21 protein-coding genes, 1 pseudogene and 1 riboswitch are annotated in these 26,627 nt (G+C 61.0%); of the genes and pseudogenes, 12 read left to right on the top strand and 10 right to left on the bottom strand.

Translation table 11 applies throughout. The features are described from left to right. Positions 1-676 precede the first annotated feature (676 nt). Entirely contained in the window at positions 677-1,204 is a 528-nt protein-coding gene (locus GGQ68_RS20020) for a hypothetical protein (RefSeq protein ID WP_183969151.1), read from the top strand. A gap of 113 nt (positions 1,205-1,317) precedes the next feature. On the opposite strand, the gene GGQ68_RS20015 is transcribed toward GGQ68_RS20020, so the two are convergent. Further along, positions 1,318-2,334 (bottom strand): hypothetical protein, encoded by a 1,017-nt coding sequence (locus tag GGQ68_RS20015; RefSeq protein ID WP_183969150.1) that lies wholly within the window; start codon positions 2,332-2,334, stop codon positions 1,318-1,320. A 503-nt stretch (positions 2,335-2,837) separates the two neighbouring features. On the opposite strand from GGQ68_RS20015, the gene GGQ68_RS20010 reads away from it, so the two are divergent. Next, on the top strand, positions 2,838-3,947 hold the full coding sequence (locus GGQ68_RS20010; RefSeq protein ID WP_183969149.1) for an ankyrin repeat domain-containing protein: 1,110 nt from the start codon (positions 2,838-2,840) through the stop codon (positions 3,945-3,947). A gap of 967 nt (positions 3,948-4,914) precedes the next feature. Here GGQ68_RS20010 and GGQ68_RS24445 read toward each other — a convergent pair. The 3 genes and pseudogenes from GGQ68_RS24445 to GGQ68_RS19995 all read right to left on the bottom strand — a co-directional run. Next, a pseudogene (locus GGQ68_RS24445) lies at positions 4,915-5,293 on the bottom strand (IS21 family transposase); the annotation flags it as partial. A 946-nt stretch (positions 5,294-6,239) separates the two neighbouring features. Beyond that, on the bottom strand, positions 6,240-8,600 hold the full coding sequence (locus tag GGQ68_RS20000; protein ID WP_183969145.1) for a YbcC family protein: 2,361 nt from the start codon (positions 8,598-8,600) through the stop codon (positions 6,240-6,242). 16 nt (positions 8,601-8,616) lie between these two features. Then, entirely contained in the window at positions 8,617-10,176 is a 1,560-nt protein-coding gene (locus GGQ68_RS19995) for a proton-conducting transporter transmembrane domain-containing protein (RefSeq protein ID WP_221235651.1), read from the bottom strand. Between the two features lie 103 nt (positions 10,177-10,279). Here GGQ68_RS19995 and GGQ68_RS19990 point away from each other — a divergent pair, with 103 nt between their 5' ends. The 7 genes from GGQ68_RS19990 (at position 10,280) to GGQ68_RS19960 (ending at position 17,617) form a co-directional block, all read left to right on the top strand. After that, a complete protein-coding gene (locus GGQ68_RS19990) occupies positions 10,280-11,149 on the top strand; it encodes a LysR family transcriptional regulator (RefSeq protein ID WP_183969143.1) in 870 nt (289 codons plus the stop codon). Between the two features lie 312 nt (positions 11,150-11,461). Then, on the top strand, positions 11,462-12,811 hold the full coding sequence (gene dgt / locus GGQ68_RS19985) for a dGTP triphosphohydrolase (RefSeq protein ID WP_246429460.1): 1,350 nt from the start codon (positions 11,462-11,464) through the stop codon (positions 12,809-12,811). 79 nt (positions 12,812-12,890) lie between these two features. Next, positions 12,891-13,640 carry a molybdate ABC transporter substrate-binding protein gene (gene modA / locus GGQ68_RS19980; RefSeq protein WP_183969141.1) on the top strand — a complete coding sequence of 250 codons (750 nt, stop codon included), beginning with the start codon at positions 12,891-12,893 and terminating at the stop codon, positions 13,638-13,640. 3 nt (positions 13,641-13,643) lie between these two features. Next, on the top strand, positions 13,644-14,333 hold the full coding sequence (modB, locus tag GGQ68_RS19975) for a molybdate ABC transporter permease subunit (protein ID WP_183969139.1): 690 nt from the start codon (positions 13,644-13,646) through the stop codon (positions 14,331-14,333). Then, positions 14,333-15,400 (top strand): molybdenum ABC transporter ATP-binding protein, encoded by a 1,068-nt coding sequence (gene modC, locus GGQ68_RS19970; RefSeq protein ID WP_183969137.1) that lies wholly within the window; start codon positions 14,333-14,335, stop codon positions 15,398-15,400. The genes modB and modC overlap by 1 nt, the downstream gene beginning before the upstream one ends. A gap of 31 nt (positions 15,401-15,431) precedes the next feature. Next, the gene (locus GGQ68_RS19965; RefSeq protein ID WP_183969167.1) at positions 15,432-16,097 is read left to right on the top strand and encodes an SDR family NAD(P)-dependent oxidoreductase; all 666 of its coding nucleotides are present in this window, start codon (positions 15,432-15,434) and stop codon (positions 16,095-16,097) included. Next, on the top strand, positions 16,091-17,617 hold the full coding sequence (locus GGQ68_RS19960; protein ID WP_183969135.1) for a cryptochrome/photolyase family protein: 1,527 nt from the start codon (positions 16,091-16,093) through the stop codon (positions 17,615-17,617). Before GGQ68_RS19965 ends, GGQ68_RS19960 begins: the two co-directional genes overlap by 7 nt. Before the next feature lie 71 nt (positions 17,618-17,688). Here GGQ68_RS19960 and GGQ68_RS19955 read toward each other — a convergent pair whose 3' ends face one another. Beyond that, positions 17,689-19,140: an MORN repeat-containing protein gene (locus GGQ68_RS19955; protein ID WP_183969165.1), complete on the bottom strand. Its 1,452-nt coding sequence runs from the start codon at positions 19,138-19,140 to the stop codon at positions 17,689-17,691. 149 nt (positions 19,141-19,289) lie between these two features. Here GGQ68_RS19955 and GGQ68_RS19950 point away from each other — a divergent pair, with 149 nt between their 5' ends. Then, complete coding sequence (locus GGQ68_RS19950) at positions 19,290-20,948, top strand: NAD+ synthase (RefSeq protein ID WP_183969133.1); 1,659 nt, start codon at positions 19,290-19,292, stop codon at positions 20,946-20,948. A gap of 54 nt (positions 20,949-21,002) precedes the next feature. Here the strand turns inward: GGQ68_RS19950 and GGQ68_RS19945 are convergent, their stop codons facing one another. The 4 genes from GGQ68_RS19945 to GGQ68_RS19930 all read right to left on the bottom strand — a co-directional run bounded on the left by GGQ68_RS19945 (position 21,003) and on the right by GGQ68_RS19930 (position 23,656). Then, positions 21,003-21,524 (bottom strand): PRC-barrel domain-containing protein, encoded by a 522-nt coding sequence (locus tag GGQ68_RS19945; protein WP_183969131.1) that lies wholly within the window; start codon positions 21,522-21,524, stop codon positions 21,003-21,005. A gap of 135 nt (positions 21,525-21,659) precedes the next feature. After that, a complete protein-coding gene (locus tag GGQ68_RS19940) occupies positions 21,660-22,016 on the bottom strand; it encodes a metallopeptidase family protein (RefSeq protein ID WP_425502991.1) in 357 nt (118 codons plus the stop codon). A 92-nt stretch (positions 22,017-22,108) separates the two neighbouring features. Continuing rightward, positions 22,109-22,633 (bottom strand): RNA 2',3'-cyclic phosphodiesterase, encoded by a 525-nt coding sequence (gene thpR, locus GGQ68_RS19935; protein ID WP_183969127.1) that lies wholly within the window; start codon positions 22,631-22,633, stop codon positions 22,109-22,111. Positions 22,634-22,714: 81 nt separating this feature from the next. Continuing rightward, positions 22,715-23,656, bottom strand: coding sequence for a 1-phosphofructokinase family hexose kinase (locus GGQ68_RS19930; RefSeq protein ID WP_183969125.1), 942 nt, complete (start codon positions 23,654-23,656; stop codon positions 22,715-22,717). A gap of 144 nt (positions 23,657-23,800) precedes the next feature. Between GGQ68_RS19930 and gltX the strand changes: the two genes are divergently transcribed. Further along, positions 23,801-25,120: a glutamate--tRNA ligase gene (gltX, locus tag GGQ68_RS19925; RefSeq protein ID WP_183969123.1), complete on the top strand. Its 1,320-nt coding sequence runs from the start codon at positions 23,801-23,803 to the stop codon at positions 25,118-25,120. Positions 25,121-25,198: 78 nt separating this feature from the next. Here the strand turns inward: gltX and GGQ68_RS19920 are convergent, their stop codons facing one another. Then, positions 25,199-25,828 (bottom strand): gamma-glutamylcyclotransferase family protein, encoded by a 630-nt coding sequence (locus tag GGQ68_RS19920; protein WP_246429459.1) that lies wholly within the window; start codon positions 25,826-25,828, stop codon positions 25,199-25,201. 53 nt (positions 25,829-25,881) lie between these two features. Here GGQ68_RS19920 and GGQ68_RS19915 point away from each other — a divergent pair, with 53 nt between their 5' ends. Beyond that, on the top strand, positions 25,882-26,400 hold the full coding sequence (locus GGQ68_RS19915; protein ID WP_246429458.1) for an RrF2 family transcriptional regulator: 519 nt from the start codon (positions 25,882-25,884) through the stop codon (positions 26,398-26,400). A gap of 8 nt (positions 26,401-26,408) precedes the next feature. Next, positions 26,409-26,507: riboswitch (glycine riboswitch) on the top strand. The last annotated feature ends 120 nt before the right edge of the window (positions 26,508-26,627 follow it).

Raw genomic sequence — 26,627 nt, 5'->3', positions numbered from 1 at the left:
GCCATTCAGCACTGGGCTGGAAAAGCCCGGGCGCCTTCGAACGAAAGGTGGCTTAAACGAGCACCAGGGGCGGCACGAAAGCGCGACAGGTCCAATATGCCTTCGTCGATTTCGGGAGCTCTCTGGTCGACCCACCGAATTGCTTCATCGTGCCAAGTGCGGAGGTCGCCGCTGTCGTGAAAGGGTCACACGGCCTTTGGCTCGCGGCACCTGGAAAGCGCGGGCAACAGCGAAACGATAGCAATATGAGACGTTTCTTGCCTGACTACAGCAAGGTCGGCCTAGACATTTGCCGACCCCTTGGCTTGCTCGATCCCTATCGAGAGGCATGGCATCTCGCAGAAGCTCGGAGCTAGAGACATGACAGCGAGCCGGAGCGAAACTCGCATCTGCGGGCATACCCAGCACAGACGGCCCAGAGCTGCCGCTCACAAAGATGACCGGTGTTGCAGCGCAACTTCACAAGACCGGCCATTCGTGCATCGCGCTGCATTTTTCAAGCGTAAAGGTCGGCAAGCCTGCGGCAGTGCAGCATTCGGTTTGTGACCTGGACCGTATGCGGCGCAAACAAACAGTGAGCATAGGCGTCTGGCTGTGTAGATTGCGGGGGCGTTATGAAGATGATAGCCAGATAATCCCAAGCTGTCGTTGAATATGTAAAGGCAGATCAATTCGAATGTCGATATCATACCCCAAATTCGAGAAATCCAGCCTTCTGAAGGTAGCGGTCTCAGCCTGCGTTCTCTGTCTGCCTTTAAACCCTGCTTTTGCCTGTATTCCTATCAGCGAGCCTTTGGGACTTTCGATGTGTGTCGCGGACACGCCATGGGAGCTGCGCGAAGACGAGGGAGATGATTTCCTCTTTTACAATGCCGTAGATGACTATGCTGGTAGCGTCAGGGTTTTTGACGGGGGCACGGAGGACGGGCTGGAAAGCGAACGCGCTGCACGTGTCATGGTGAGGTCCGACAGTCAGGAAACTCAAGATTTTACTCTCTTGAAAGCGGGAAAGGTGCCAAGCGGCAACTTTGTCTACGCAGCGCGCGGGTCATTGAATGGCCGATCCAACATCTACGTGAATACGGTCTCTGTGGGCCCGACAAAAACGCTACGCATTACCACTTGGCGCATAGGTGAAGCGCTCTCGGATAGAGATCGTGAGCTGCATGCTGTCTTTGGAAAGTTGCTGAAGACCGATAAGTAATAGCAGCGGATTTGGCCGCCAGCGTACCCTTTGCAAGAACGCTGGAGGTTCGGGCCGCCGAGATCACGGGGAGCAAATGCAGCCCGGCCCTGAAATCTGTCTGCTTCGGCATCTCAGGCTTGTCTTTCCGCGACCGCGAACCGATCCACATAGGCTTTTGCCTGCCGGACCCGTTCCTCCTCTTTTATGCTGTACCCCGGTGCGGATCGCAGACGCATGTTCCAGTCGCTCATGGCGGATTCAAGATAGGCAAAGGCGGCCTGGTAGGCGCTGATGTCCTCTTTCAGGTTGAGGTCGCCCCACATCGGTGCGGGCCCGGCGGTGAGGGTCGTAAAAGTTCCTCTGTCTTCAATTGCCAGGTCCGTCCCTGGCGCCTCGGCGGTAACAGCCAGTCGGTCGCGGAAGGTGCCGCCGATATAGGTTCGCCAACCGACGTCGGGCAGCCCGGGGCCATAGTCGAACAGGTCCGCCTCGCCAATTGCCCGACCCTTTGCGGCGCGCTTTTGTTCAAGCCGGCGCATGGTCACGAAGGATTGGTCGTGACGGACCAGAGGCGAGAAGGGCACTGGGTCCAACATCAATGCGCAGCGATAGCGTCGATGGGCTGGCGGGACGAAGCTGGCATAGTTTACGCCAAGCGGGCGCGGGGCAAAGCCATAGCCCATATAACCGGCAAGGACCGGCATTCCCTCGAGAGCAGCATCAACCTTGGCCATCAGGTCCAGCGCTCCCTCCGCCTGCCATGGCAATTCGATCCGGATCTCGGCCATTGGCAGAGGCGCATGCGCAAGGGCCAGCATCGGGTGGCCCGGGTGTCCCTCCGCGTCCGTTCCAGTCAGGTAGAGATAACGGTGATCTGGCAGCCCGGTAGCGACGGCTCGGGAGATCTCGGTCAGCCTTGCCTTGCCCGCGCGGGACAGTTTCAGCGACTTGGACCCTGTCGGCCGGACCATCGCGTAGAAGGCCTGGGTTTTGCCCAGATGGTCGATGAATGCCTCGACGGCCCGCGCGGAGGCCGTGCGGACTGGCGCATCGGCAAAGGTCCCGGTAATCCACAAGTGGAACCGCAGTACTGGCGTCGCGATCGGCGGGCCGTCCTTATGGCACTTTTCGGAGTATAGCGGTTCCAATCCATATCCCCCGAGTGTGGTGTTGCATAGAATAGAGATTGCGTGAGTAGGTCAGCGGGTCAAGGGTTGGACGCTCCAATTGTCGCCTGCGGTCATTGCGCCATTCGCTCCGCCGCCATCCCGACGCTCTCTTCGGGCTCTGGACCGCGAACGGATCACACCGCTTCTGGCGCGGCAGGTTGACCCGCGCGAGATCACGCGCCGGGACCCGTGGAAAAGCACTTATGCTGTCGTATGGGAGACCCTGTATTGGGTCGAGCGGTTCAAAAAGGGCCGCTTTCTTCATGCAATCGCGAATATCCCATCAGCCGAGGCAAATGAGAAGGTCTATGAACATGCGACGATTTCGATAATGTCGCGTGAAACCGAGCATCTGTCTCGGGGAAAACCGGGACAGTTCAGATCGGCTGAACAACAGCGTATGGCGAGGACGCGACACTGCTGTGACACGTATTGAACACGCAAGTTGCGTGCGCTTGATCGCGCAAATTGGCGGTGCGCTGATGAACAGGACATTAACCGGCTCAGAGATGAGTCCGCGCCGCGCTCGGCTGTTCGGGGTTGTCCTCATTGCCTTGGCTGCATGTCGGCCAGGCGATCAGGACTGCACCAACACACCTCAGACACGGGTCTATTTCGACCTGCCAGAAGACGAGCAGACGATGGACAAGGTTTTGTCCAATATGGTCCGGTGCCTTGATGAGGCCTCTGCCATCGACCGGGCCTCTGCAGTCGCGGGCGACGACGATGCGCAAATGCAGACCATGCTCAAAGCCCTCTATACCGATGCCGCCCCCGACCTAGCCGCCCTCCGGGACATGGGCGGGCGGCTCGATCGGGTGATGCGTACGCCGCAGGGCGTCGCGCCGCCGGTGACCACGCTGCTGAATGAGGCTGTGCGGCAGCAGAACATCCGCTGGACCCGGGCGCTACTGGAGGCCGGGGCCGACCCGAACGCATCAGGCAGTGTCATGGCCTACTCGGCAGTGCAGATATTCCACCCCGGCTCGCCGTTGCTGCACATATTCAACGACGGGTCGCCTGCAACGGTGTTCCTGCGGGCCTATATTGACCATGGCGGAAAGGTGAATACCGCCGACGGCGGCGGGACGGGCGACGTACCTTTGCTCAGTTCCACGACGTCAAATCTGGCGGCCCGGGTCTTCCTGTTGGAGAACGGGGCCGACCCCTGGTACACGTCGCATTCCCCCAGTCGACTTCGTTTCCCGACCTCGGCCTTGGGCGCGCTGATCTGGGGAGCCAGAGCGCCGGATTACGCGGAGCAGATCGCGCTATTGGCAGAAAAGGGTTTGCTGCGTCCACCTGATCAACCGCTCTATCACGAGATCATTCAGGAGACCCTGCGGGGTCATCTCGAACACTACGGAGAGGCCAGCGGTGCCACTGAACGACATAAGCTCTGGCAGGTGCAACAGGCGGTGCGCGCCCTGATCGACGCTGACGTTGCCAGACCGAACCCCGCGATCCTCGACCTACTGGACCGCCATGCCGTGCCCGATCCCGAAGGCGGCTGGATCCTGCGCGAAGGCGCGCTCTGGCAGCGTCATGACGACCCGCACGTGGGCTCGGCGCTCGGAACCAACATCCACTGAGATGGCGTGGAAGATCCCGACAATTGCTGCTCGGCAGTCGCTACCCGAGGTTGCTTTGTCCTCTACACTGGTTTGCTGCAAAGATGCGCTGATTGAGTGCTATTGTATTGGCGATGCCACGCTGATCGCGTCCCACCGGAGGCGTGGGGAGCTGGTCTTTGACACCAAAAGAAACCATGGATTTCTGCCGGCGGCAGCACTAGTCGGCTCGCGTCCCATGACCGACTTTTGCTTTGCCCCTCCTCTGGACACTGTTTCCAGAGTCTCACAGGGCACGCAAGAACGCGCAGTATGAAGTGTTCCTCGGCGTTTGGTTAGCCCTTCAATTGTTTGCGGCTGGTGTCTTGGCGATGCCAAAGGCCCTCCAACGGGACTGCCTCGCCGGAGGGCAGCGATAGCCGTCAACCCTCAGAGCATTTGCCCGCTAGCGATCGATTCCTCCCGATAGATTTACGGCGCTCCAATAGCATATGTTGTTGCAGCCCAAGATTAAGTGCACTTTGGCACTGAGTGCAGTGAAGGCCCGGTATCCGCCCTCACTGCCGAATGGCCGTGGAGGCCGAGGGGAGACGCGAGCACGTGCGCCGGACGGAAGGAAGTTCCTGCGCAGCTGACGCATGCAGCCGAAGGGTGCGTTTTTGCCAGCTCACGTGAAAAACGGGAAACTACTGCGAGGAGCATCTGCATTTCCATGCTCGCTATGAAAAGAGTAGAGTTGGGGAAGGGTAGCGCAATATCAGTGGCGGGTGTGGGTGGAAGTCTGACCGTGAAAACCTTTGTGCGTAGTCCACGAAATCCTTTGTGCGCAAAGCTTCACCTAACCCATTGAAATCTTAAAGGCGAGAGCGAAGCACTACGCGCGCGGCTACATCGGTTGTAGTGCAGCGGGTCGTAAATCGCCTTGTCGCGGCCGAAGTTTCGGTCGCGGCACGAAGAACAACCGTCGGATCGTGCCGACTTGGTTCTAGACTTGCCGCTTCTCCCAACCGGACGCGGGGGCGAGCGACGGAATTACCCAGATAGCGTCCACACATCTGCTGGAACCGGCGATTGTACGCGCTGTCGCGGCCTACGCATTCCCTGTTCACCGCCCTCTTCATATTGTCGCAGGTGCCGCGCGGGCAGGCCCCGTTGGAGAAAGCAATTGCATTGCCATGCGCGCCGGTACCATGCTCCAGCATCTCGCGCGAGTAGGCTCGCACGAAAAGCATTCGGCTGTGGCAGAAATGGGCACGGGCGATCTCCACGGTGATGGGCACGCCCCCGATCACTACGATCTCGCGGCTTCGTTAAAACTGGCGGGCTTCCCCGGGATCGAAGTTCAGCGGCACGTAGGGCGCGGCTGTTTCGTGCGCACGCAGACCAGTTCGGTCGCCCCGGACCGGATCACCTGACCCGACGTGGTCCACGACACCCGCTGCTCTGCGTGATCGACTTATTGTCAAAATACGGCCGCCGTCACCATATCAGTTCGCTGCCTTACGATCGGCTGAACGGCTGCGGAACGCCGGTCGTTTTCGGGAGCTGACACCATGATCGCGCAGAAAAGGGCCGTCTGGAAAGCCTCACAAGGTTCCTCAATAAACTCAAACAATACGGCTTTTGGCCCAAGGAACCGGACGTCAGGAAAGCGATCCAATCGATTCTTTTCTGATCCTGCTTACCTCATTTTAGGATCTCCGCCCCCTCATTGAGAACGGCACCTTTCCCACATTCATGCGTGTGTTGCCGGCTAGGGGTACACGGTGCCACGAGCCCTCCCTTCAAGTCAGCCGATTCACATGAACCGACTTTAGCAATGTTCTGGCGCGCCGGGGGATCATGATCCGCATGCCTTGCGATGATTGAATGCAATCTCCTGCCGGGGATAGCTGGAAAAGGGGCTTGGCTGGCGGGACAACGTCTTCGTCGAACTCCTCTGGCGGACCATCAAATAGGAGGAGGTCTATCTCGCGTCTACGCCCGCGTATCTATCGGTCGCTCGTGATAGCGTTTTTAACTTTCCGGTGAATCAACGCTTTGAAAAGGCGCGCAAAAATACGACAGAGGGATTTCTCCGGCGTATGCTGGAAGGCGCGCCTCACCAGGAACCCCTAGGGAGTATTGCTGCGAATACCTTTGCCGGGCAATGGATAACGGGATCCAGTTCGCGGAGTAAATCCGGAACCGGAGCACCAACGATACCCGCAGAGGGGGCAAGCCCAAGATGTGCGCGGAAGCGATCAAACCGGTCGGCAAACGCGACTTCCTTTTTCAGCCAATGTCTTTCAATCATCCGTTCGGCGGCGGCGGTCACCGGGCCGCTACCCATCCTTTGCCGGGTTTGTAACGCGCGCTGACGTGCCCGTCCTTCAAAGCAAAAAGATGCATCCACCGGTTTTCAAAAAGCGCACGAACATCGTCATGAGCATCTAGAACTGTCTGAATGGCCTCTTCCGGTGCCTCGATCAGGACCGACAGCCGAAGCGGGTCGTGTATCGACCGGTCGCCGTCATAAAGTGCTTGCCGCGGCAGACCCGGCCGCAGAATACCACCGTTCCCCTCCACGACGCCGATGCCGCTTGTCACATTATGGATCAGCTTATTGCCCGCTCCAAAGAGATTGGGCGCAACCGTAGAGCCGTAATACTGCAGACTGATCCAGCTTGCCACGACGGCGGGCGCGGTCAGGATAAGTGTCAGAGTCTCAAAATCAGCATCGGTGGTCCAGTCGTAGCTGTGCAGGAAGCACCGCCCGTCGAGCCGTTCTTTGGCAACCTGCGTCCGGGGCGCTGCAATGAACGCGGCACAGCCCGCCAGCCCCCATTCCGGTCTCACCTCCGCCCAGTCCAGCGCGCGCCGGTCGACCGTATCGGGCCGTGCGCCGGGCAGGCGTTTGGCGCGCCCCGCCGCCACCTCACGGCCCGCCCGGGACAGCAATTCGCGCGCCTTGGCCAGGGTCTCCTCATGGGCTTTCCCGAGTCCGTCGGGATATAGCGTGACACGGTCAGTGGTGGTGTCGTGTAGACCGGCCACGAAAACAGTGTCCGCGGGGACCTCGATTCCATGCCACTGCAGGCCGGCGCGGGTTTCGGCGTCGTTCAAAAGCGCAGCCAGAAGGCGTGCCGACACATCCCCTGCCTGCCCGCCGCAGGCGCCACACTGATAGGCACTCTCATGCGGATTGTTGGTCGTCGATGCCCCGTGACCCAGCAGCAGCACCATTGGAGCATGGCCTTGCGTCAGGCTCATCGCGGTCAGAACCTTCGCGGCCAGACCGGCTTTCTCCTCGGCCGACATCTCGCCCTCAAAACGCGGGGCCGGCGCAGCGGTTGCCGTCTTGTGCCCCAATCCGAGGGCATCCCGAACCAGCTTGGCCCCGTAGACTGGCCCTGCAGCCTCAACAAAGGCGAAAGAGGACACTGCGGCCTGCCGAAACCGCGCCCAGGCACGCACGGTTCTGGACTGGATGCGCACCTGCTGCTCTTGTGCTGGTGCCAGATGGCTCGATGTTTGCAGAGTCGGTTGCAAAAGCACCGGCAGATGAGGGACGACATCCTCGGTGCCGTGGCTCCGGTGTGCCACCGGCAGACCAAAGAACCCGGCAAAACCGATCGTCTCGATGTCTGGATCAATGTCTTCAAGCGCACGGCGAAGGGGCCCCGAACGCACGTCAATGCAGCAGGCCACCTGAAGCTTTGGACGTTGCTGTTTGCGCGCAGGGACTTCGAGATCCGTCGCCATGCACCTCTGAAAGCCGCGCTCGCGCGCCTCTTGCAGGATGACATCCACCACGCCGTCCTGATCAGGCGCGATTGGCATTTCGTGAGCTTTCACGACTTTCGACCACGCGTCCGCGAGCTCCGGCACGTGGCGCAACAATGCTTCTTCCCAGAGCATCCGGATCGCCAGAAGATCGCACAGCGTGTGATCCGTCTGCCCGTCCAGTTCGGCGGTCCATAGCAACCAGCGTGCGTGCTGCGCCCAGCCGCCGAGGTCTATATAATACCGGTGAAACACAGTTTCCGCAGCGGTATGGTTCAGTGTCAGCGTCTCTGTCGCGCGCAGAATGGCGCGCTCTGCCGTGTCCGGCGCTTCTGCGACATGGGCGCAGAACCCGCGCAACCCGCTGATTTCCGGCGTAAGGTCATTTGTGGCCCACTCCCGCCAAGACGCAAATGCGCCGCGCCCCGGTGCAGGTGTCCACAATGCCTGCCCCCGGTCAAAGTACCCGGCGGCCCAAAGCCCCACGCTGCGCCTGATCACGGCAATCCAGTCCGTGCCGGTTGCCTGTGTCGCAAGATCAGCGATCGTCGGCAGCGGCTCCGTTGCTTTCCCGGGCAGCCGCGCCTGCGCCTTGAGGTCTGCAAGGTCCACGGGTTTCACCGACGAAGTACAATCGTCCAGTGCGTCTGCCAGGTCCTCATCCGTGATCTCGCCGTCGTCAATCAGCTGCCTGTAGGTTTCCCGCGGCGAAGTCAGCCGCGCACCCGCCACTCTTGCCAGCCGCGCGGAGGCGTGGGCAAGATCCTCGCCGGCCTGACCCAGAAACGGGTTGACCGCGACAGTCGCGTCCAGTGGAAAGGCGGGCGGCACGTGGCGTGCGGCAGCTTCGGCAGCTTGCAGCAGGCCATTGGCGCGCTCAGGTTCGATTTGAGTATGCTTGAGGAACATCGGTTTCTTCCTTGTATCAAGACGTTTTTTGCGCGCGCAGCCCGCCGATCAGCCGGTCGAGGAGCGTATTCAGGTAAAGCCCGTTTGCGATATGCACCCGCAGCCCGGCCATCGACGGGTGATGTGCCCAGAGCGGGAACAGGGATTGCGCGAATGCCACCAGCCCGAAGGACACCAAGGCGAGCACGATCATGGCCCACTCCAGCGCTCCGGGAACCGGCGGCGCGGGCAGTTGCGCGCCCCAAAGACCACCTGCGATCAGTTGAAATGTGAAATACCCCAGCGCGGTTGCTACGGAGGCCAACGTCGTCCGCTGGGTCAGCGCAGCCGGGGCGGCATCCGCCAACCCCTGTGCGACCAGGTAGGCCACGCCAAAGACCAGGATCACCCCAAGCGCCAGCGCCTGTTCTGATTTCGGACCTATCAGTGCAATGAACCCACTTGCCACAAGGGCGTAGAGAACGAGCGCAATTGCAAAGGCCCGCGCCACTGCCTTCAGGTTGGGCACGGCCACGGGGCCCGGTTTGCGCACGGCCGCGACCGCTTGCACCGCAGAGCCTGAACTCAGGAAAGCATGGGCCTTGTATAGCGAGTGCGCCACAATATGCAGCAGCGCGAGCGTCCAGAGCCCCAGACCGCATTGCAACAGCATGAATCCCATCTGGCTGATCGTGGACCAGGCAAGTGCCGTCTTGACCGCACTTTGGGTCAGCATAACCACCGCACCGAACAGGGCGGTGAGACCGCCGATCATCACGAGCGCGGCCATGCTTCCGGGGCTGGCCTGTACGACCTCAGCCATGCGGATCAGGACGATGCCACCGGAATTGATGATCCCCGCATGCAGCAGTGCCGATACCGGCGTCGGCGCCTCCATCACCTCGGTCAGCCACCCATGCATTGGGAATGTGGCCGTCTTCAGTACTGCGCCCAGGATCAACAGAGCCAAGCCGATCTTGCCCGCAAGGGAAAGCCCGTCCTGTGCGCTTGCCGTGATGTCCGCAAAGCTCAGGCTTCCTTGGTCCAGCCAGAAAACGCAGGCCGCTCCGATCAACGCCGCATCGCCCAGGCCCCAGACCAATGTGAATTTGTTTGCTGCCCGTTTGGCTTCCGGGCGCTCTCCGTAGAACAGCAGCAGTGCCCGAAGGCTTAGTCCGATCAAACCGAAAGCAGTCACCAGCACGGCAAAGCTGCCTGCCAGCGCCAGAAGCAGCACCGCCGCCAGCGTGACCAGCATCAGACCGTGAAACGCCGCTTCGCGCGGTTCGCCGTCCAGGTAAGGTCGCGCGTACCGCATCACCACCCAGCCGATGAAGGCAACCAGAAGCATCATGGTCGCGCTGACTGAATCGAGCCGCAGCGCAAGCCATGTGGCAAAGGGGGCCTCCAGCGTAACGGGGCCCCCGTCCAAAAGCATCAAAACTGCCGCGACGGCGAACAGCACCGCAACAAGCGCGGCGCCTTCTGACAGATGACTGCGCCGTTGCGGCCAACCGCCCGGACGCAGGGCATAGACACCGGCCGCAGTCATAAGCGCCAGTGGAGCAAGAAGAAGGATCGTCAGAACAGGCAACATCGCGCAACTCCGTTTCGGGTCAGGTCTCCCGAGCCGGAATAGCGGCGCTGATTAAATAAAAAAAATACTAATAATATTCAGAAACGTTCTATATAATAGAACTATGTCGAGTCTCAACCTGCACCATTTGCGCCTCTTTCGCGCTGTCGCCCACGACGGTACGCTGACCGGCGCGGCGCGCACTTTGAACCTGTCGCAATCGGCCCTGTCCACACAGATAAAGACGCTGGAGGTGTCTCTCGGGCACGATCTTTTTGAACGCCGTGGTCGCAGATTGCTGCTGACGGAGGCGGGCCGGATCGCGCTCGACCATGCCGAGGCTATATTTCGAACGGCCGAAGATCTCAGCGCCACGTTGCGTGAAAGCGGTGGCGGAAGACGGGCGTTGCGGGTCGGGGCTCTTGCCACCCTGTCGCGGAACTTTCAGATGCAGCTTTTACGCCCCTTTATCGGCCGCCGTGACGTAGAGGTTGTGCTGCGCTCGGGGCGCCAGACTGACCTCTTGCGCGGTCTTGAAGGCATGGCGCTCGATATGGTCCTCACCAACCTCGCCCCCGCCCGCGATGCCGCCAGCCGGTACATTGTGCAGCGGCTCTCGGAACAACCCGTCAGCCTGATCGGCACAGCAGACCGCGTGGGTCGGCCCCCGCGCGCGTTGGCCGACCTCTTGGCGTCCGAGCCTCTGATCCTGCCGACGCCCGAAACCGCCATTCGCACAGCGTTCGACGGGTTGCTGTCGCGACTTGGCGTGTCGCCACAGGTCGCGGCAGAGGCTGACGATATGGCGATGCTGCGTCTGCTGACACGAGAGGATGCTGGCCTCGCCGTGATCCCGCCAATTGTTGTACAGGACGAGTTGGCGGATGGTCTGCTGACCGAGGCCGCGCAACTGGACGGTATCGTAGAGGCCTTCTTTGTCGTGACGCTTGACCGGCGTTTCCCAAATCCCCTTGTTGCGGAACTGCTGGGGTGAGGCGTTTCACTATGGTTTGATATCCCGCAAGATATCGGGACCCCAAAGGTGCGCACATCTACGGCAAAGACATGGAGTCCGACGTCTTCCTCAGTGTCATTAGGATCGTGTTCCGGTCTGTTTTCTCCGTATCTTGCATTTTAACATGCCAAGCCTGCGTGCGCGACTTGCCGTGGTTGTCGCGGGCGGCTGCATGGGTTTTAACGTCTTGACCGACGCCCTGTGAGGCAGTGGAAATCGGCGAAAACAGCGCGTACACAGACCGGTCTATGGTGCGCAGCAGACAGTTGCTCAATTCGGTGCGGAGAGAATATGACCACAAACATGACGTGGGACGCCCTGCTAAACGCGCAACGGCTGGGTGATGACGACTACATACCCCGCCGGAGTCGCTCGATCTTTCTACAAGATCATGACCGCATCGTGTTCTCCGCCCCGTTCCGTCGGTTGGCGAACAAAACACAGGTTCAGCCGCTCTATGCCCACGATCACGTGCATCATCGACTGATCCATTCAATCGAGGTTGGCAGCGTAGGTCGATCACTCGCTATGAGAGTAAGCGACTGGCTCGAAGAAACCGGTCACGTGACCGGTGCCCAGGCGCAAGATCTGCCAGACATCGTTCAGGCCGCTTGTGTTGCGCATGACATAGGCAATCCGCCCTTTGGACATTCCGGTGAGGAGTCCATGGGCGCCTGGTTTGCGGAGGCCTTCGCCAAGGAGCGTGGCCTCTGCGCGGACCTTCCCAAAGAGCTTCGGCACCAATTCACCGCGTTCGAGGGCAACGCACAAGGATTTCGCATTCTGACGCGGCTGGAAATGTACCGCAACGATGGTGGCATGCGTTTGTCGAAGGCCGTCCTCGGAGCCTTTACCAAATACCCGGTCACCGCAGCGGACCGAAAGGCGCTTCTCGGCAGCAAAAATTACGTCGGCCTGAAAAAGTTCGGCATTTTCAACAATGAGTTGGCAATATTCTCCAACGTGGCGGAGGGGCTTGGTCTGTCGCAGATCGGGGCGGATTCCGCATCGGCTTGGGCCCGACATCCCTTGGTGTTTTTGGTCGAGGCCGCCGACGACATCACGTACAATATCGTAGATCTGGAAGACGCCTTCACCACGGGTGAACTGCCGTTCCAGACTGTCCGTGATCTATTGGCCGATGTGATCGGCGCGCATGTGCAACAGCGCGCGGACATGACAGAAGAAGAACAGATCGCCTATCTGCGCGCCCGCGCCATAGGGGCAGCAATCGACGCTTGCGCCACAGCATTTCAAAACAATTACGCCGACATCATGTCAGGCAGGTTTTCGGACGATCTGGTCGGCGCAAGCCGTTTGAGCGAGGTATTTGCCGGGATCAAACGCACGGCGCGCGAGCGGATCTTTACGGCCACGCGCAAGACCGAGCTGGAGATTTCTGGCCGTCGGATCATAGCGAATGTCATGTCCGGCATTCTTCCGGTTTACGAGGATCTTGCGTCTTCTAATTGGAACACAGAACACCTGTCAGAGCATTCGACACACCTTGTGCGGGCTTTGAAGTTGGACCTGCGCGACGTGACCGATCCCGAGAGCGCCTTGCACGCTTTGGCTGATTTTACTTCTGGCATGACAGATCGATATGCACTGAGGATGTCGCGAATGCTATCCGGAACGTAACCGCCCCATAGCTGAAACATCCGGTTCTGCCGGTGATTTTCATCTGGCGATGTGTCTGCCCACATGCGACACCTTTGATATGAAACGCATCGTCGCCTCGCTTGTCGCTCTCAGTCTCGCCACGCCTTTGGCCGCGCGCGAGGTGACGGTCTTTGCCGCGGCCTCCCTCCGCACCGCCTTGGACGAGGTCATCGCGGCCTACGAACAAGAGACCGCCGACGAGGTCGTGGTCAGCTATGCTGGATCGTCGGCGCTGGCGCGACAGATCCAGCAGGGGGCTCCGGCGGATGTATTCCTGTCGGCAAACGTGGGCTGGATGGACAGTCTGGAGGACGCGGGACTGCTGGCCGAGGGCACGCGCACCGATTTGCTCGGCAATGCGTTGGTCCTGGTCTCTGGCACGCCCGGTGACCCTGTAACTCTCGGACCGGAAACGGATCTGGTGGGGCTCTTGGGCGGCGGCAAACTGGCCATGGCGTTGGTGGATGCAGTGCCCGCCGGCATCTATGGCAAAGCAGCTTTGGAGCATCTGACGCTGTGGGACAGCGTCGCGCCGCAGGTTGCGCAGACTGATAATGTGCGGGCGGCACTGGCTTTGGTCGCGCTGGGCGCCGCACCGTTTGGGATCGTGTACGCCACCGATGCGCAGGCAGAACCGAGGGTTTATGCACGCGCCAGTTTTCCGTCCGACAGCCATCCCCCTGTCATCTACCCGGTGGCCGCACTGGATGGACAAGCACAGGAGGCCTTGCCTTTCGTGTCATTTCTGAAAACGCCTGAGGCCAAAACCCTTTTCGAATCCAATGGCTTCCGTGTTCTGGGTGACTGAGTGATGAGTTGGCTCGGGCCGCAGGAATGGGCCGCCGTGGCCCTGTCGTTAAAGGTGTCGTTCTGGGCCATGCTGTCCTCACTGCCATTTGGGATGCTCTGCGCCTACGCCCTGGCCCGCTGGCGGTTTCCCGGGCGACAGGTCCTGAACGGTCTGGTGCATTTGCCCCTGATCCTGCCGCCGGTTGTGACAGGCTATCTGTTGTTGATGACCTTCAGCCCGCGGGCTCCGGTGGGGCAACTGCTCGACACCATTGGCCTGCCGCTGGCGTTCCGTTGGACCGGCGCGGCCCTGGCTGCGGCTATCATGGGCTTCCCTTTGATGGTGCGTGCCATGCGTCTGTCCATCGAGGCCGTCGATCCCAAACTAGAAGAAGCCGCAGCCACGCTTGGGGCGTCTCGCGCCGGGGTCTTTTGCACCATCACCCTGCCTTTGATCCTGCCGGGCGTTCTGACCGGCGCAATTCTTGCGTTTGCCAAGGCGATGGGAGAATTCGGGGCCACGATCACCTTCGTTTCCAACATTCCGGGCCAAACACAAACGCTGCCGTCCGCGATCTACGCGTTTCTGCAGGTGCCGGGTGGCGAATCCTCTGCGCTGCGGCTGGTCGTTGTGTCCGTGGTGGTGGCCATGACGGCGCTGATGCTGTCCGAATGGGTGTCGCGCAAGATTGCCGCGCGGGTTGGCGCGTGATGCTTGAGATCGCGCTGTCTCACCGTTTTGGCGACTTTGCGCTGGACGTCGACCTGCATTTACCACCCGGACTGACAGTGCTTTTTGGCCGTTCCGGCTCCGGGAAAAGCAGCGTGATCAAGGCGGTCGCCGGCCTGTTACGTCCGGACAAGGGGCGGATCGTGCTCCAGGACCGCGTGCTGGGGGACACCGACCGCAACATCTGGCTGCCGCCGCACAAACGCGGGCTTGGAGTTATATTTCAGGAAGGCCGCCTGTTTCCACATCTGACAGTGCGTCAAAATTTACTTTACGGGCAAAGGCGTGGAGGCACAGGCGAGCTGTCCGATGTGGTGGACATGCTGGGCATAGGTGATCTGATACACCGCCGCCCCGCAGGCCTTTCTGGTGGTGAACAGCAGCGCGTGGCCATCGGTCGGGCGCTTTTGGCGAATCCTGGCGTGATCCTTGCCGACGAACCGCTTGCCGCGCTGGACGAGGCGCGAAAGGGCGACATTCTTCCGTATTTCGAAATGCTCAGGGATCGGGACATCCCGATCCTTTACGTCACCCATTCGCCGGCAGAAGTCGCCCGTCTTGCAACGCAAGTCGTCGTTCTCGACGAGGGACGCGTGCTGCGTCAAGGCACGGCGCGCGACGTTTTGGGCGACCCGGCTCTGGTGCCAGCAGGCATCCGCGGCGTCGGTGCCGTGCTCGAAGCGCGAGTTGCCCGCCATCACGATGACGGACTGACTGAACTGGATGCCAGTGGCGTGCCGTTGTTTCTGCCGCGCGTCTCCTCATCAGTCGGTGACGTCGTGCGCATTCGTATCGCGGCGCAGGAGGTCATTCTGTCTCGGTCGCGTCCTGAAGGTTTGTCCGCGCTGAATATCCTTCCGGGTCATGTGGATAGCATCCGCTCAGGGGATGGCCCCGGCGCGCTGGTGGCCTTGCGCACGCCCGCCGGTCGGGTGCTCGCCCGGGTCACGCAACGCTCTGCCCAGGCGCTTGGACTGGCGGAGGGCGTATCGTGCCATGCGGTGGTCAAGACTGTGGCCATTGCGCCGGAGGACATCGGCCGGGGTTGAAGCCAGTGACGCGCCCCCTAACTGGCGCATGATGAAACGCGCATTGATCATAGGGTCGTCCGGCGGCATAGGCGCAGCCTTGGCGCAGGCGCTTGAGGCTCGAGATATAGAGACCGTCGGCCTGTCACGCTCCGTCGACGGGCTGGACATCACCTCCGAGGACAGCGTGGCCGAGGCATTGGGTCATCTGGAGGGGACATTTGACCTGATCTTTGTCGCCACAGGTGCGCTGCGGATCAACGGCGCAGCGCCGGAAAAATCATTGGACGCGGTGGATGCACGGGCCTTGGCGGACCAATATGCGGTCAACGCGATCGGACCGCTCCTGATCCTGAAACACGCCCGCCGCCTGCTGCCACGACATGATACATCGGTCTTTGCGGTTCTGTCAGCGCGGGTCGGCTCTATCGGCGACAACCGGTTGGGCGGCTGGTATGGATATCGGGCAGCAAAGGCGGGCGTGAACCAATTTATTCACGGGGCGTCGATAGAATTAGGGCGTAAATACAAAGGTCTTTGCTGCATCTGCCTGCACCCCGGCACGGTGGAAACGGACTTCACCAACGGCTATCAGGACCGCCATGCAACGGTCACACCCGACGTCGCGGCGGCACGCCTGTTGGATGTGGTCTGCGGCCTGACGTCACGGGACAGTGGCCGCTTCCTCGATTACACCGGAAAGGACATTCCGTGGTGAACCTTGTCCTCGTCCTTGGGGACCAGCTGTCCGACCGCATGGCGGCGTTGAAAGCCGCCGATAAATCGCGGGATGTGGTCGTGATGGCCGAGGTCGCGGATGAGACGGCCTATGTTGGCCACCACCCCAAGAAGATCGCGCTGATCTTCGCAGCCATGCGCAAATTCGCGGCGCGCCTTCAGGACGATGGCTGGCAGGTCGCTTATACTGAGCTCGACGACACCGACAATTCCGGCAGCATCTGTGGAGAGCTGCTGCGTCGTGCAGAGCAGTTCAGCGCCAGCGATGTCATCGCCACCGAACCCGGCGAATGGCGGTTGATCGATGCTTTGAACCACTGCCCGCTCAAGGTGCAGCAGGTGGAGGATGATCGTTTCATCGCCACGCACCGGGATTTCAATGAGTGGGCCAAGGGTCGCAATGCCCTGCGTATGGAGTATTTTTACCGCGACATGCGGCGCAAGACCGATTTGATGATGGACGGTGATCAGCCCGCTGGCGATCAGTGGAACTACGATCACGACAACCGCAAACCGGCCTCTGGCGAGGTGGATACAGCCCCGATGCAATTCACGCCGGATGAGACGGTTGAGGAGGTCTTGGATCTGGTCGAGGCGAGATTCGGTGAAAATTTCGGAGAACTTCGACCTTTCACCCTCGCCACGGATCAGGCGCAAGCCCGCCGTGCGCTTGCGCATTTCGTCAAATCCACGCTGCCGAAATTCGGTGACTATCAGGATGCGATGATGGAGGGGGAGGCCTTTCTCTGGCACGCGCATCTGTCTGCTTACATCAACATTGGCCTGCTTGATCCGCTGGAAGTCTGCCAAGCGGTCGAGCAGGCTTGGAAAAATGGGGACGCGCCGATCAACGCCGCCGAAGGATTCATCCGTCAGATCATCGGCTGGCGGGAGTATGTGCGCGGCATCTATTTCCACGAGGGGCCGGATTACACCCAGCGCAATGGTTTGCAGCATGCCCGGGACCTGCCGTGGTTTTACTGGGGCGGCGAGACGCGGATGCGCTGCGTGGGCCAAGCGGTCGACCAGACCCGCACCGAAGGGTATGCTCATCACATTCAGCGCCTCATGGTCACGGGCAATTTCGCCCTGTTGGCCGGGATAGACCCGCATCAGGTGCACGAATGGTACCTGAGCGTCTACATTGATGCCTTCGAGTGGGTGGAGGCGCCCAACACCATCGGCATGAGCCAGTTCGCGGACGGCGGCGTGATCGCGTCAAAGCCCTATGTCTCGTCCGGAAACTACATCAAGAAGATGTCGGATCACTGCGGCAAGTGCAGTTATAACGTCAATGCGAAGGATGGAGAGGACGACGCCTGCCCCTTCAACCTGCTATATTGGCATTTCCTTGATCGGCACCGCGACCGGTTCTCGGACAATGGTCGTATGGGGAACATGTACCGCACGTGGGATCGTATGGCAGAGGATAAGCGCGGTCGAATATTGGACCGCGCCAACGCATTCCTGAAAAGCATGGACAACGGCCAAACGGTCTAACAGATTGCCGCCCCGTCGAGGGCAATGCAGCTCGGATCAGTGGGCAACGCCTTGGACCATCAATCGACCCGTTACTGATCCGTCGGAACCTCGGGTGCCTCTGGCGTCTCATCCGGGGCAGGGGTCGTCGTCGAGTTTCGGGTCAGCGCGCCGCCGATCCACTCCCCCGTGGCCTGTTCACCAGAGGCGTAGCGCATGGTGCCTTCGCCCTGTCGCTTGCCGTCGACAAAGTCGCCCTCGTAGACATCGCCATTGGCGTAGGTTGCCACGCCCTTGCCGTTGATCTCGCCGTTGGACCAGCCGCCTTCGTAGCGGAAGCCCGATGGCATGACGATTGTGCCTTGCCCATGACGCAGGCCATCGCGGAACTGCCCCTCGTACACCGTCCCGTCGGGGTAGGTTGCCGTGCCGGTGCCGTGGCGCTCGCCGTCCTGCCATGCGCCTTCGTAACGGTAGCCGTCCGGGTATGTCATAACGCCCTGGCCTTCATTGCGCGCGTTGATGAAATCGCCCTCGTAAACCAGGCCATTGGGGTAGGTCGCGCGGCCCTGACCGTCGATCACACCATCGATCCAGGTGCCCTCATACGTCGCGCCATCGGGATAGGTGATCTTGCCCGTGCCGTTCGCCAGGTCGCCCTGAAATTCACCCTCATAGACTGATCCGTCGGGGTAGGTGACTTTACCCTGACCTTCGATCTGACCGGAAACCCAGTCGCCGGTGTATTGATAGCCGTCCTGCCCGGTAAAGGTGCCAACGCCGTGCCGCTGGTCGTTGTTGAACGCGCCCTCGTAGGTGTCGCCGTTCTTGTAGGTGACTTTGCCCAGCCCCTCGCGGCGGCCATCGACCAGATCGCCTTCGTAAATATCGCCGTTGGGTTGGGTCAGCTTGCCGCGTCCGTCGATCTGACCGTCGCGCCATGTGCCCTCGTAGACCAGCCCGTCGGTCATGGTGAGCTTGCCCATGCCGTCGCGCTCGCCATTGGCCACACGCCCCTCGTAGACCGAACCATCGGGGTAGTTGATGTCGGCATTGCCTTCTTTCACACCGTTCACCCACTGGCCGTCATAGACGTAGCCGTTGGGCGCGGTCATCACGCCCTTGCCGTGGTGCAGCGCGTTGCGGAAGGACCCCTCGTAGCGCACGCCATTGGCATAGGTCGCGACACCTTGTCCGGTGATCTTTCCGTCCAGCCAAGACCCTTCGTAGGTGCCACCGTCGGCAAAGGTGATGCGGCCCGCGCCCTCCGGCTTTCCCTTGGCAAAGGTGCCTTGGTACACTGATCCGTTCGGAAAGCGTGCCACGCCTTGGCCGCGGATCTCGCCCTCAACCCATGCGCCATCGTATTCGTAGCCATTGGGCAGGCGGTAAGTGCCCTGGCCGTGCTGCAACCCGTCCTGAAAGGTGCCTTCGTAGACGCCGCCGTCGTCATATTCCTTGGTCACGACATCGCCGTCCTGCGCAAACGCCACAGGTGTTGTGGCGAGCGTCGCGATCAGGGTGAGAATGGCCTTGGTCTTCATGAGCTGCCGCCCTCCCAGCGGGTGTTCCGGTAGGGAATTGGTAAAGGAGGGGGCGACACGGGGCAACGCCGTTTTGGTGATGACTTTGCGGGCGGCTTTCATCCGCCCTCTGGTCTGCTATGTGGAGGGCAAAGTTGAAAGGACGCGCGATGACCGATCGTTTCCGCCTGACCATGGCGCAGCTGAACCCAACCGTGGGTGATCTCAGGGGCAACGCTGAAAAGGCGCGTGCCGCCTGGGCGCAGGGGCGCGAGGCCGGGGCCGACCTTGTGGCGCTGCCAGAGATGTTCATCACGGGCTACCAGACGCAGGATCTGGTGATGAAGCCCGCCTTCATCAACGACGCGGTTGCGACGATCGAGGCACTGGCGCGCGACTGTGCCGACGGCCCTGCGCTGGCCATCGGCGGTCCATGTCCCGAAGGAACGAAGCTGCACAATTCCTACTACGTGCTGCAGGATGGCAAGGTTGCCTCCATCACTCACAAGTTTTTCCTGCCCAATTTCAACGTCTTTGACGAGGTGCGCCTGTTTTCCCGCGATCAGATGCAAGGGCCGGTCTCGGTCAACGGCGTCCGCCTCGGGATGCCGATCTGCGAAGATGCCTGGTATCCGGACGTGGTCGAGGCGATGGAAGAATCGGGTGCGGAGATCCTGGTGGTGCCCAATGGCTCCCCCTATTTCCGCAACAAGTACGAAACCCGCCTGAACAAGATGGTCGCCCGGGTGATCGAAAGCAGCTTGCCGTTGGCCTACCTGAACATGGTGGGTGGGCAGGACGATCAGGTGTTCGACGGTGGTTCTTTTGTCCTGAACGCCCACGGCGCGCCGGCGGTGCAGTTCCCCGTTTTTGACGAAGTGGTTGAAACAGTGGAATTTACCCGAGGCGACAACGGCTGGGTTGCAGAGCCGGGCCGCTTTGACAAACATCCCGACGCCTGGGAGCAGGATTACCGCGTCATGGTCGAATCCTTGCGCGATTATTGCGGCAAGACCGGATTTGGCAAGGTGCTGCTGGGCATGTCGGGCGGCATCGACTCCGCCTTGGTGGCAACGATTGCCACTGATGCGCTGGGCGCGGACAACGTGCGCTGCGTCATGCTGCCCTCGGAATACACGTCGGATCATTCGCTGGAAGATGCCAAAGCCTGCGCCGAGGCGCTGGGGGTCCGCTATGATTTCGTGCCGATCACCGAAGGGCGCGATGCGATTACCAACACGCTTGCCCCACTGTTCGAGGGCACGCAGCCCGATCTTGCGGAGGAGAATATCCAAAGCCGCCTGCGGGGGCTGCTGCTCATGGCGCTGTCGAACAAGTTTGGGGAAATGCTGCTGACCACCGGCAACAAATCCGAGGTCGCAGTGGGTTATGCCACAATCTACGGCGATATGGCAGGCGGCTATAATCCGATCAAGGATCTATACAAAACCCGTGTGTTCGAAACGTGCCGCTGGCGCAACGCCAATCACCGCGCATGGATGAATGCTCCCGAGGGTGAGGTCATTCCCGACCGAATTATCACCAAACCGCCCAGTGCCGAACTGCGTGAAGACCAGAAGGACAGCGACTCGCTGCCCGACTACCCTGTGCTTGATGCGATCCTCGATATTCTTGTGGATCAGGACGGCTCTGTCGCGGATTGCGTCGATGCCGGATACACGCGTGAAGATGCGCAGCGGGTGCAGCACCTGCTCTACATCAGTGAATACAAGAGATACCAATCCGCACCCGGAGCCCGGCTGACGCCGCGCGCCTTCTGGCTGGATCGTCGGTATCCCATTGTAAATCGGTGGCGCGACGAAGGCTGAACGCAAAGAAAAAGGGGCCATAAAGGCCCCTTTCCCCATCAAACTAGAACCGAATTAGTTCCAGGGCGCTTCGTCAACGCTCTCACGCTGTTCCAGCTGCTCTTCGTTCAGACGCGTCACGATGGCGTAGGTCTTGTCGTCGACCGGGACCAGTTTGACGTCGTTCATTTCCAGCATCACGTGCTTGTCACCGATGTCGAGGAAACCGCCGACCTCAGCCACAACGCCGATCATCTGACCGTTGGAGTCGAGCACGATGTCTTCGATCTCGCCGATCTCGTTCCAGTCAGCGCCGACTTTGTCGTAAGTCATGTCCCATGCGGAGCCTTCGTCGTTGGCTTCGTTCATGGTGTAGATGTTGCCGCCGGTGATATCGCGGGTACGGATCAGCTTGGCGTCAGACTCCATGCCGTCGTTCATCGCAGTATCGGTCGTCTCCATCCCGTTGGTCTCCATCTGAGTGGATTCCATCTTCGTGGTGTCCTTGGCCATCGCGTCGTCGGCGGAGTGGCTCTCGGCGAATGCGCCGGTTGCGGCTACGGACAGTGCGAGTGCGGATGCATAAAAGGTTTTCATGGTGTGCTCCCTAGTTGGTTTCTGGGTATCTAACGGGGGAGAGCGGCAAGTCGTTCCAGTTTGTTTCGACTGAATATTTTTTAATCGTTCTGGAACTTTTCCCGTATTGAGGGTGTGGAATGTGTTAACCGCGTCCTATTCCCACCACGGGTCAATGGCGGCGATGTCGCCATCTGACCAACCAAAGTGATGCGCGATTTCATGCACCACCACATGCGTCACCAAATCCTGCAGGTCCACATCGCCGCGGGTCTTCCATTCATGCAGGATAGGCTGTCGAAACAGCCAGACCGTATCGGGGAAGGGCGCCGGGTCGGACACGGATTTGAACGGCAGCGGTACACCGTCGTAAAGCCCGGTCAGCTCCACCGGGTCATCGATCTGCATTTCATCGAGGATATGTTGAGGCGGCCAATCTTCCACGCGCAGCAATATTTGCGCAGCAGGGGCGCCAAAGGGATCTGGCAATTCGGCCAGCGCGGTTTCGGCCATGGCGCGAAAGGCATCAGGATCTGTGCGTGTCATGGGGTTCAGATATGCGGGCCGCACGCCAAGCGAAAGCATCTCTTGGTGAAATACCCAGATCAGCCCAGCGGATAAGAGCCCAGCAATTCATGCACTGCACCGTCGCTGTTCAGATGCGACTGAAAGAGCGCAAAGTTGGTGCAAACCGCCGTTGGCATCCGTGCTCCGGCCAGCGCTGCCAGCGCACCAGATGCATTGGCCCCCCCCTTGAGCCGCGCCAGCGTGACGTGGGGCCGAAAGCGCCGCCGCTCCAGCGTCAGACCCGCGCCGCGCAGGCGTGAGCGGACCCGGTCATACAGCTCCATCAAGGGCGCGTCGCCGTCGACCTCCAAGCCAACGACCTGCCCGTCACGTCCGCCCAACAGGGCGGCACCGCTCAATGTCAGGGGGATTTGCGGCGCGCGCAGCGTTTCCAGCCCTTCATGCAGCGCTTGCGCGATTTGCTCGGGTTGGTCGCCAAGAAAGGCCAGTGTCAGGTGCAGGTTTTCCTCCGGCACAGGTCGACCTATCGGCAGCTGGGCCTGTAGATCAGTCAGGGCGGCACGGGTTTCCGGCGGAAGGGTCAGGGCAATGAACAAGCGCATTCCGCGACACTGCCACGGAAGGACCGACCAGCGCCAGAGCCGGAGGGCTTTCCTTGGGGTCTCAGCAGGTTAACACACCGTTTACAGTTTGAGCAGAGTCGTGCGTGGCAGCATCTCGGCGTAATCCTCCGGGCGGCAAAGCTGCGTGCCCGGGCTGATGACGGCAGCCGCCGCCGCAGCGGCCCCCCTGCGCAGGGCCTCGGGTGGGGACTCTCCTTTTGCGATGGCCAGAGTGAACCCACCGACAAAGCTGTCCCCCGCGCCGATGGCCGACACCACACGGTCGTTGGCGGCAGAGGTGTGCCATTGGCCATCCGGTGTCGCCATGACCGAGCCATCCGCCCCGCGTGCGATAATCACCAGCTCTCCCGCGCCGCGTTGGCGCAGAGTCTCGGCAAAGGCGGCGCTGTCGGCGCGGGTCTCCAGCGGCAACCCGGACAGGTCGCGCGCCTCGTGACTATCCATCCGCAAAACATATGGTGCGGGCGATACGCCTTGCGCTTGCAGATCCAGATGCGGCCCGGATGTGTCGATAATCACCCGACGCGGTGCCAGGCGCGTGCAGGCACGCGGCAGGAAGCCCGGCTCCGCCCCCGGCGGCATCGACCCGGAAAATACGATCAAAGCATCCTCCGGCGCCTGCGCGACGATCTGATCCAGCACGCTGTCCAATTGCGCCTCGGTCCAGATGGGGCCGTTCAGCACGAACCGATACTGGTCCCCGCTGGCCGTGTCGGTGACGGCAAAGCTGTGGCGGGTCTCTCCCGGGGCATCAACGCGCAAGGGGTCCAAGCCGTAGTCCACCAATAGTGCCGCCAAAGCGTCGCCTGTCGGTCCACCCAAGGCCACCAAAGGTCGCGCCGCGCCGCCAAGTTGCGTAATGGCCCGCGCCACATTCACCCCGCCGCCACCGGGCTCGGCGCTTTCCGGTCCGCAGCGCAGCTTTCGATTGGGCGACACCTGCGCCGTCGACGTCGCAAGGTCGAGAGCCGGGTTCAGCGTGACGGTGAGAATTTGTGACATGTGCGGTCCTCTGCTCAGGTCTTGCCGCGACTTTGGCACAAGCGCCCCTGAGGACAAGTCGGATTTGCCCTGCCTGGCGCGCGTCAGCCTAGACAATTCTGGCGCAATGTGAAAACAGCGCTTTCTGTCAGGAGGCCCCATATCATGACCGTAACCCGCTTTGCCCCGTCGCCCACCGGCTGGATTCACGTCGGAAACCTGCGCGCCGCGCTGTTCAACTACCTCATCGCCAAAAAGGCGGGGGGCACGTTCATCCTGCGCATCGACGACACCGACCCTGAGCGGTCGAAAGAAGAATACGTCGACGGTATCAAGCGTGACCTCGAATGGTTGGGCATTCATTGGGACAAGGTAGAGCGCCAGTCCGAGCGGCTCGACCGCTACGTCGAAGCAGCGGACAAGCTGCGCGAGATGGGCCGCTTTTACGAGGCATGGGAAACGCCGACAGAGCTGGACCTGAAGCGCAAGAAGCAGCTGAACATGGGCAAGCCGCCGGTCTACGACCGTGCCGCGCTGAGCTTGTCGAACGAAGAAAAGGCGACCCTTCGCGCAGAGCGGGGCGCCGGGGTCTGGCGCTTCAAGCTGGCGCACGAACGGATTGAATGGAATGACGGCATTCTGGGCGACGTGTCTATCGACGCGGCCTCGGTGTCGGACCCTGTGTTGATCCGTGCGGACGGCCAGTTCCTTTATACTCTGGCTTCTGTCGTGGACGACACGGATATGGGCATCACCCATGTGGTGCGCGGCAACGACCACGTGACCAACACGGCAACACAGATCCAGATGATCGAGGCGTTGGGCTTTACACCGCCAGAGTTTGCGCACTTCTCGCTGCTCACCGGCCCGCAAGGCGAGGCGCTGTCCAAGCGTCTTGGCACGCTGGCCCTGAAGGATCTGCGCGAAAACGGCGTGGAGCCGGAGGCGCTGATCTCGCTCATGGCCCGTCTGGGGTCCTCGCAGCCGGTGGAGCTGCGGATGAGCATGGACGAGGTGGCCGAGGGCTGGGAGCTGTCGCAGTTCGGCTCCGCCCCGACCAAGTTCGACGCCGAGGATCTCTATCCGCTGACCGCCCGAAAGCTGCACGATCTGCCGTTCACGGAAGTGCAGGACGAGGTCGTGGCGCTGGGCGTTCCAGCGGACAAGGCAGAGCTGTTCTGGTCCGTAGTGCGCGACAACCTGACCACGCGCAAGGATATGGGCCCGTGGTGGGCGCTGTTCCGCGACGGCGCAGAGCCGATGGTGGCAGACGAAGACCGCGATTTCATCGCCGAAGCCATGCCGCTTCTTGGCGAGCCGCCCTATGATGCGACCACCTGGAAGACATTCACTGACGCGGCAAAGGAAAAAACCGGTCGCAAAGGCAAAGGCCTGTTCATGCCGCTGCGCAAGGCAATCACCGGCATGGAGCGTGGTCCGGACATGGCTGCTGTTATGCAGTTGCTGCAAAAGCGCCCCGGCTGAGGTGCTTTTGGCGTAGCTCGATCGAGTATTTGAAAAGCAAAGAAACGGGGGCGTTCCAAGGGAGCGCCCCTCGTCGTTTCAGGTGGTCAGGATGCGGCTGCGACGGTCGATCAGTCCTTGATCCACGATGGCACGCGCCTCTTGGTTCGGGGCGGTGGTGCGTGGATAGCGCGGGCGGTCACGGTCGTTGAGGATCGGAGCGCTCCATCCTTCGGTGGTGGCGAAGAAGTCCTTCGCCCCCTGCGGCCCGTGGATGTCCAGAAATCCTGCAATCACCGTATCGAGATAGCTGAGCAGCACCGGGTGATCTTCGTTTGACGGCAGGTGGGTTTCCGGCGGCACCGCGTAGAGCGCGATGATCTCGGCTGGGCTGTCATGGGTGATGGCTCCGCTTTGCTCGTGACGCTCGTAGCCACTTTCGCGCAGATCCAGCGCCGCCCAGGCGCGATCTTCCGCACCGCCCTTGCCGGTGCCAGGCACAGGGGCGATAGCGCCGTCGGTGTAGCTTGCCGGGTCCGCTATCGCGCTGAGAAAGCAAAGCTCCTGGTTGGGGACGGCGACCCAGGCGCGGCGCCAGCCGTGGGCACGTGCAGGGTAAAGCGGTGCGTGGTCGTGGGTGCCCGCGTTGACCAGCGACCCGTAGCCGAAGAAATACATATGCTGCATGGCGTTGTCGTAAAGCGCCCAATTGATGCATGTCAAACACATGGTTGCAAAAACCTGACACAAACCATGAGCCAGGATTTGCAGAGAGCTGTGTTATGCGAGTGACCAAGAGAACGAATATTGCCATGCGGGTGCTGATGTACTGTGCCGCCCACACAGACCGGCTTGTGACCAAGCACGAGATCGCCGGCGTGTGCAATGTGTCAGAGAACCATCTGGCGCAGGTTATCAACCAGTTGGCGCAACTTGGGTTTTTGCATACCCAAAGGGGGCGGAACGGCGGTTTGGAACTGGCCCGTCCGGCATCGGAAATCGTCATCGGAGAGGTCTTTCGCCATCTGGAACAGCCTGTGCCCCTCGCCGAGTGTTTTGCCGACGTGGACAACACCTGCCCGCTGACGGAGGCCTGTCGCCTGCGCGATTTGCTGACAAATGCGGCAAACTCTTTCTATGCAACGCTGGATCCGGTGACGCTGGACGCCTTGGTCTGTGACAACGGTGAACTTTTGCAGATCATCTCGCCGCAAGCCATTTGCAAGACGGCGACACCTTCGGAAGTCTCGGTTGACAGACAGGCGTCGCCCCCTCTTGCCAATGTGACGCTTCTGGACTAGCGTCCGGCCAAATCTCGATGGGAGAACTGTTCCGCCCGATTTGGCGGCACAGTGCCGAAGGCGCAACCGCCCCGGAAACGCTCAGGCCCACGGACCGTCGAGGGGTACAGACTCTGGAGAGTGGCGCACCAGCGCCCGCCGAAGGGATAACGATCTCAGGCAGGCCATAGGCCGACAGACAGAGGGGGCAGAATGGGCATCGCGGTGCCCGGACTGTCCGGGTGCAT

The sequence above is a fragment of the Sagittula marina genome, from assembly GCF_014196795.1.
GTDB classification, from domain to species: domain Bacteria; phylum Pseudomonadota; class Alphaproteobacteria; order Rhodobacterales; family Rhodobacteraceae; genus Sagittula; species Sagittula marina.
Note: the sequence above shows the minus strand (reverse complement) of the source record. Positions and strands in the feature narration are given on the sequence as shown.

Bases quoted from the DNA above. Each gene is read 5' to 3' on its own strand.
- GGQ68_RS20020 (WP_183969151.1), top strand. From the start codon at position 677: ATGTCGATATCATACCCCAAATTCGAGAAATCCAGCCTTCTGAAGGTA.
- GGQ68_RS20010 (WP_183969149.1), top strand. From the start codon at position 2,838: ATGAACAGGACATTAACCGGCTCAGAGATGAGTCCGCGCCGCGCTCGG.
- GGQ68_RS20000 (WP_183969145.1), bottom strand. From the start codon at position 8,600: ATGTTCCTCAAGCATACTCAAATCGAACCTGAGCGCGCCAATGGCCTG.
- GGQ68_RS19995 (WP_221235651.1), bottom strand. From the start codon at position 10,176: ATGTTGCCTGTTCTGACGATCCTTCTTCTTGCTCCACTGGCGCTTATG.
- GGQ68_RS19990 (WP_183969143.1), top strand. From the start codon at position 10,280: ATGTCGAGTCTCAACCTGCACCATTTGCGCCTCTTTCGCGCTGTCGCC.
- dgt (WP_246429460.1), top strand. From the start codon at position 11,462: ATGACCACAAACATGACGTGGGACGCCCTGCTAAACGCGCAACGGCTG.
- modA (WP_183969141.1), top strand. From the start codon at position 12,891: ATGAAACGCATCGTCGCCTCGCTTGTCGCTCTCAGTCTCGCCACGCCT.
- modB (WP_183969139.1), top strand. From the start codon at position 13,644: ATGAGTTGGCTCGGGCCGCAGGAATGGGCCGCCGTGGCCCTGTCGTTA.
- modC (WP_183969137.1), top strand. From the start codon at position 14,333: ATGCTTGAGATCGCGCTGTCTCACCGTTTTGGCGACTTTGCGCTGGAC.
- GGQ68_RS19965 (WP_183969167.1), top strand. From the start codon at position 15,432: ATGAAACGCGCATTGATCATAGGGTCGTCCGGCGGCATAGGCGCAGCC.
- GGQ68_RS19955 (WP_183969165.1), bottom strand. From the start codon at position 19,140: ATGAAGACCAAGGCCATTCTCACCCTGATCGCGACGCTCGCCACAACA.
- GGQ68_RS19950 (WP_183969133.1), top strand. From the start codon at position 19,290: ATGACCGATCGTTTCCGCCTGACCATGGCGCAGCTGAACCCAACCGTG.
- GGQ68_RS19945 (WP_183969131.1), bottom strand. From the start codon at position 21,524: ATGAAAACCTTTTATGCATCCGCACTCGCACTGTCCGTAGCCGCAACC.
- GGQ68_RS19940 (WP_425502991.1), bottom strand. From the start codon at position 22,016: ATGGCCGAAACCGCGCTGGCCGAATTGCCAGATCCCTTTGGCGCCCCT.
- thpR (WP_183969127.1), bottom strand. From the start codon at position 22,633: ATGCGCTTGTTCATTGCCCTGACCCTTCCGCCGGAAACCCGTGCCGCC.
- GGQ68_RS19930 (WP_183969125.1), bottom strand. From the start codon at position 23,656: ATGTCACAAATTCTCACCGTCACGCTGAACCCGGCTCTCGACCTTGCG.
- gltX (WP_183969123.1), top strand. From the start codon at position 23,801: ATGACCGTAACCCGCTTTGCCCCGTCGCCCACCGGCTGGATTCACGTC.
- GGQ68_RS19920 (WP_246429459.1), bottom strand. From the start codon at position 25,828: ATGTGTTTGACATGCATCAATTGGGCGCTTTACGACAACGCCATGCAG.
- GGQ68_RS19915 (WP_246429458.1), top strand. From the start codon at position 25,882: ATGCGAGTGACCAAGAGAACGAATATTGCCATGCGGGTGCTGATGTAC.